Raw genomic sequence first — 4,631 nt, forward strand, 5'->3', positions numbered from 1 at the left:
GTCTATCGTCTATCGTCTATCGTCTATCGTCATGCGCTGCGGTCTGCTCTAAATGTGTGCTGCGGGCTTTCTGAGAGTGTTTAGTATCACTTGTTGCCTTGGATCGGCTTGGTGGTGGGTGTCATGCTTGCTTTTGTAATGTGGGGTGAGGATTGTGTGGATGGGCTATTAAGTCTATTGTTGCTAAGTGTGTCTTGTGGTGTGATGATTTTTGGTTGTGATGGTGGTTTTTTTTGGGCTGGTTCTTCGGTGTGTCTGGTGAGGTGTGGATTTTTCTTGTGGATAAGTCTGTTATTAAGGTGTTGTTTTGTTGATAAATGTAGATGGGTATTAAAATTACTTGTGGATTGTTTTGTTAATCTAGATGGTAAGATATTGAATCTTAATTAGAAACTGCTAATGGTGGAGGGAGGTGGATTCGAACCACCGAAACTTTCGTGNAGCAGCGCGACGTATAATATACATCGCGCCTTACTATGTAAATAGTTTTTTAAGATTTATTTAATAGTTTTGCTAATTTCGCTTTCATGCGCTCTTCAGGAGATAAGTTGTCATAAATATCTTCTTGTTTAGGTGCGCTTTGAGCTGTTTTAGGCTTTGAATGTGCTTTGTTTTTAGCTTTAGCTTGAGCTTGAGCTTGAGCTTTTGGCTTGTTGCGAGCTGGTTGGGCAGGTCTTTCTTTTGCGAGTCTGCTCGTTGTCGCTGTTTTAGCTTTTGCTGGAATCATAGAGTCAGGTAGGGCAGGCTCGTTGTTGACTGCAATACCTTCTAGGTCGATTCGTGGTTGGCCAGACAATAAGCATTTCTTATATCTGTCTGAGCGTGTGTAAGCTGCTAGGGCGCGTTTTTGCTTGCTGGCATTGAAGTCATCATCCAGCACCATATCTTTGTCTATACCGACCTTTAGAGGTTTAGGTTGATTCCAGTCAAACGCTTTGGGGTAACGGTCTTCAAGCATTTTAATTAGACGGCGATTATTTTTTTGATTCTTTTGACGCTTTTTTTGTTCAGGCGTCAGAGTCGCTGCCTCTGTAGTGCTGTCACTTGCTTCCTGTACGCTAATGTCGGTATCGACTAGTTTGTCGTCTTCTTGCAAGCCGTTAAGCTCAGGTTGTTGTGTGGTCATGTAATCAATCTGTTCTGTTGTCGTGGTTGTGGTGCTGCTATCAGCATGCTCGTGCAATAAATCAAAGCGAAGTTGATATTCGACTTCGCTTATTTTTATTGCTTGCTCCGGGGCTGATGTGTCACTTAAAAGGTCAAGAGAGTCTTCGATATAGAGCTGCAATTGATCTTCAGTTGAACGATCGGCCATGTGTTGCAATAGGTCCATTGAAGCGCTGTACTCAATGGAGGGGTCGTTCTTTTCCTTTAATTTTTGTATTTCCTCGTTCGCGTTTTCTAACTGCTTAGTTAGCCAGTTAATCCTTGCTTCGAGTTTAGCGATAAGTTGTTCCATAAAGACACAAGGCTCAATATTTTATTGGAGACAGCGGAATACTTGGTGTATTGCTTGTGCCAATCATTTCTTTTCGCTGATTCTCGTTTGGTAGGGTAATGGATATATAGCTACCTTTTTGCCACCAAACGTAAGTCGTTATTATTAAAAAACTAGCGATGAAAACAGTTAATAATTTCATCTTACTCAGAAAGTAAGTCCTGCGCCAACCATGACGTGCTTGTCGTAGGTGTCGCCACTGCTGTTTAATATTTTTACGAATATATCTAGTCGTGATACATCTGATATCCCTATGCGAAAGCCAGCTTCTGGATAGTAGACAGTATCGTCAAGAAACGAGATGCCACCACCGATAAACGACCACATTGGAATGCCCGGTAAAATTTGAAGCGCTGGTGTTGAGCTATAATAACGTGACCCTAAAGAGATAGCATTCTCGAAAGTCTCTCCAATAACAAATGATAATCCGCCATAAAAAGAAATGTTCTCTGGCAGAGTATACTCCATTGATGCATCTATAATGGAGGTGACATTTGTTTCTCCTTCGGGAGTTGTTGGTCGCACGGCTGTTGATGAAAAATTTACCAAACTCGCAATCTGACCTTCAGCTGATGCGTTTGCACTCACTAGAACTAAAGCTGCAAGTAGAAGTGATTTCATTGTTTATCGTCCATTTGATTTAAGCGGTTTAGCATTTGGGAAAGAGATGACTCCCAATTTGACTGCTGCTCTTTGGTTTGAGTAAGTGTGCTCTGGATTTCACTTTTCTCTTCGCTAAGCTCGTAGTTTTGCATTTCTAATTCAGAGATGCGTTTGCGTAGTGAGCCAATTTCTTCTACTGCTTCGTTGATGCGTTGTTCTAGGTGGTGTAGTAGTTCGTTATTCATTGTGTCTGTCCTAAAAAAATAAAAATCGCCGTTTGTGTATGGGCGTAGTTGTATGAAATTACCAGGCAATAACAACATCTTGTTGTTGCACGTTTAATATGTGTGAGTCAACAACGAGTTCTCCAACTGAAAAGTTGGGCTGTACCTGTTTTATTGTAACACTGATGTTTGCATTATTCAGCTGAGTTTGAGCAGATTGCAATTGATTAAAAACCTCGTAACGTCGATAAACGTTGAATTTATCTCCCTGTTTTATCCCTGCTAATGATCCTGCTGAAATATGTATTCTGTTGCCTTCTGTGCGAAAAATATTAGCTATAAATGGTTGGCAACGTAGCTTCTCGCTGGTGTCTAAGGCGCTTTCTCTGAGTGCCTGCTGAACAACTTTACCATAATGTACTGTCCAGAACTTTGCACTGCCAAAACCTATTTTTGCGTGATCTGATACATCCCAGTTACCTATTTCATTGTATCTATGTTCGAACAAAAGGGCGCCACTGAAACCATCATAAATATAGATATCGACAACAAAGTTTCTTTCTTTATCAATATTTTCATCTAATAGGTCTTTTGTGTTCTTATCATCTGGATGTCTTAGGTATAGTTCTCCGATATCTCTAATTACGCCGCTAACTATGTATTGTACACCCAACTGTTCACTGATTCTTGTGACGTTTGTTAGGGATCCATCATAGTTTGTGGAAGATGGTGCGTTTATTAGGTCTGGATAAATAGCAATATTTGTTGCGGTTAAGGCTCTTAAGTAGCCTTGTTTATTTATTTCATCGGCTAGATCTTTTGGTAATTCTCTGGATATATTACTGAGCTCTCCCAATCTTGCTTGTTGGGGGACTTGTAGTTCAAACCCTGTTACGCCAACCGTTTTTTTGTAGTAACTAGTGGGCCCAGAGCTACACTGTGAGTCAGGTGTGACGTCTACGCGAGCCACAATGGTGAGGAAGTCACCATTTTGCTCTTCAGAAAGTATTTTGGCTTTTTGAACATAGCCAGAACTGCGTATCTCTAAATTAGACTCTAGTTCACCATTATAGAGTTCATCTTTAATGTTAACTCTGGACCCAGACTCTAAAACGGCCTGTTTTATGGCTTGTTGTGTCGCTCTATAGCGAGCATCAGCAATATCATTATTATAAATAACCGCTTCACCGACAGCTGTGATGCTTTTGGCAAAACTGGCTGTTGGCAATAAAAATGCAGCAGCTATGATCAGTAAACGCTTTAAAAGTAACATTTGTTATTCAATGCTATAAAAGTTGGTTGTTGGTGTTGCGTTTTCCACATTAACAGCACGGTAGCCAGGTTGAATCTTACAATTTGGATCTGTTTGAATGTTTGAGGAACTTAAACATTGACGAAAGTTTTCTTGCAGCGCCATTTCAACAACCGTTTCGAATATTCCGTCTTCATGTTCGCGTTGGGAAACGACTTTTGCACCAACTAGGTATGCATCGACATAGGTTCTTAACTCATCGTTTTGCATGACCATGTTGCTCAATGAGCTGGAGCCGTCAATTTTCAAACCATAAACTCGTTCTGATAGATTTCTATAGGCATCTAGCATAGAACTGCGCATTGTCATAATTCGGGCTTGGGATTTTGTCAGACGTTTGTTTGTCATCATTGCCGCATAACCTGTGGCAGTAACTATGATAGGTTCTTGTTTAATAACTGCAATGGTGTTGTTCGCATTTAAGGCACCATTTTGTGGATAGCCATAAGATGAACTGTTTCCGACAGTATTGCCGTTACAAGGCGCGACAGTAGTACAAGGTGTTCCATCTGCACTTTGCTGGTAAAGGCTTTGGCACCCGGAAAGAATTATCGCCCCTATGGCTATAAAAAAAATACGAAGTGATAATGTCATGGTGGTGCCCTTTGTGTGGAAGTCTTTACCTTAATATCCTGTGTTGAAATGACACACTTTATACGATGTGATTTCAACTGAGCGATTTTGCGCTACAGGTTTTATTGTGAATAGTTTGTTCAAAAATCCTTTTATTTTTCAACATGCCTAATCTAGTGGACAAAATGTAAACCATTTTGCTCTCTAGCGTCCATGTTTGACCACTTAAAAAAGCGCTTTTTCTTTGTTTTTGATAGTAAATCTGTTCTATCAGTGCATTTTTTTGAGTTTTCTCGATTATTTTACGTTCAGAGAGAGTTATCTAGAAGAAAATTTACATTTTTTATTGAGGTGGTGAAGGTGTTTTTTAGATAGTGTAAACTGTGTTTTTATAAGGGCTATCCATTTAGAGCAACCAATG

Annotated in this window: 5 protein-coding genes; all 5 read right to left on the minus strand. The window is 40.2% G+C overall.

What is annotated here, in order from left to right; genetic code table 11:
* Positions 1 to 490: 490 nt before the first annotated feature.
* On the minus strand, positions 491 to 1,459 hold the full coding sequence (locus TY87_RS22250; RefSeq protein WP_100188751.1) for a ProQ/FINO family protein: 969 nt from the start codon (positions 1,457 to 1,459) through the stop codon (positions 491 to 493).
* A 186-nt stretch (positions 1,460 to 1,645) separates the two neighbouring features.
* A complete protein-coding gene (locus TY87_RS22255) occupies positions 1,646 to 2,119 on the minus strand; it encodes a hypothetical protein (RefSeq protein WP_072841501.1) in 474 nt (157 codons plus the stop codon).
* A complete protein-coding gene (locus TY87_RS22260; protein WP_072841503.1) occupies positions 2,116 to 2,346 on the minus strand; it encodes a cell division protein ZapB in 231 nt (76 codons plus the stop codon). The genes TY87_RS22255 and TY87_RS22260 overlap by 4 nt, the downstream gene beginning before the upstream one ends.
* Before the next feature lie 58 nt (positions 2,347 to 2,404).
* A complete protein-coding gene (locus tag TY87_RS22265; RefSeq protein ID WP_072841505.1) occupies positions 2,405 to 3,598 on the minus strand; it encodes a flagellar assembly protein T N-terminal domain-containing protein in 1,194 nt (397 codons plus the stop codon).
* A gap of 3 nt (positions 3,599 to 3,601) precedes the next feature.
* Entirely contained in the window at positions 3,602 to 4,231 is a 630-nt protein-coding gene (locus TY87_RS22270; RefSeq protein WP_072841507.1) for an LPP20 family lipoprotein, read from the minus strand.
* Between the last annotated feature and the right edge of the window lie 400 nt (positions 4,232 to 4,631).

Source organism: Marinomonas sp. BSi20584, from assembly GCF_002792415.1.
Lineage (GTDB): Bacteria > Pseudomonadota > Gammaproteobacteria > Pseudomonadales > Marinomonadaceae > Marinomonas > Marinomonas polaris.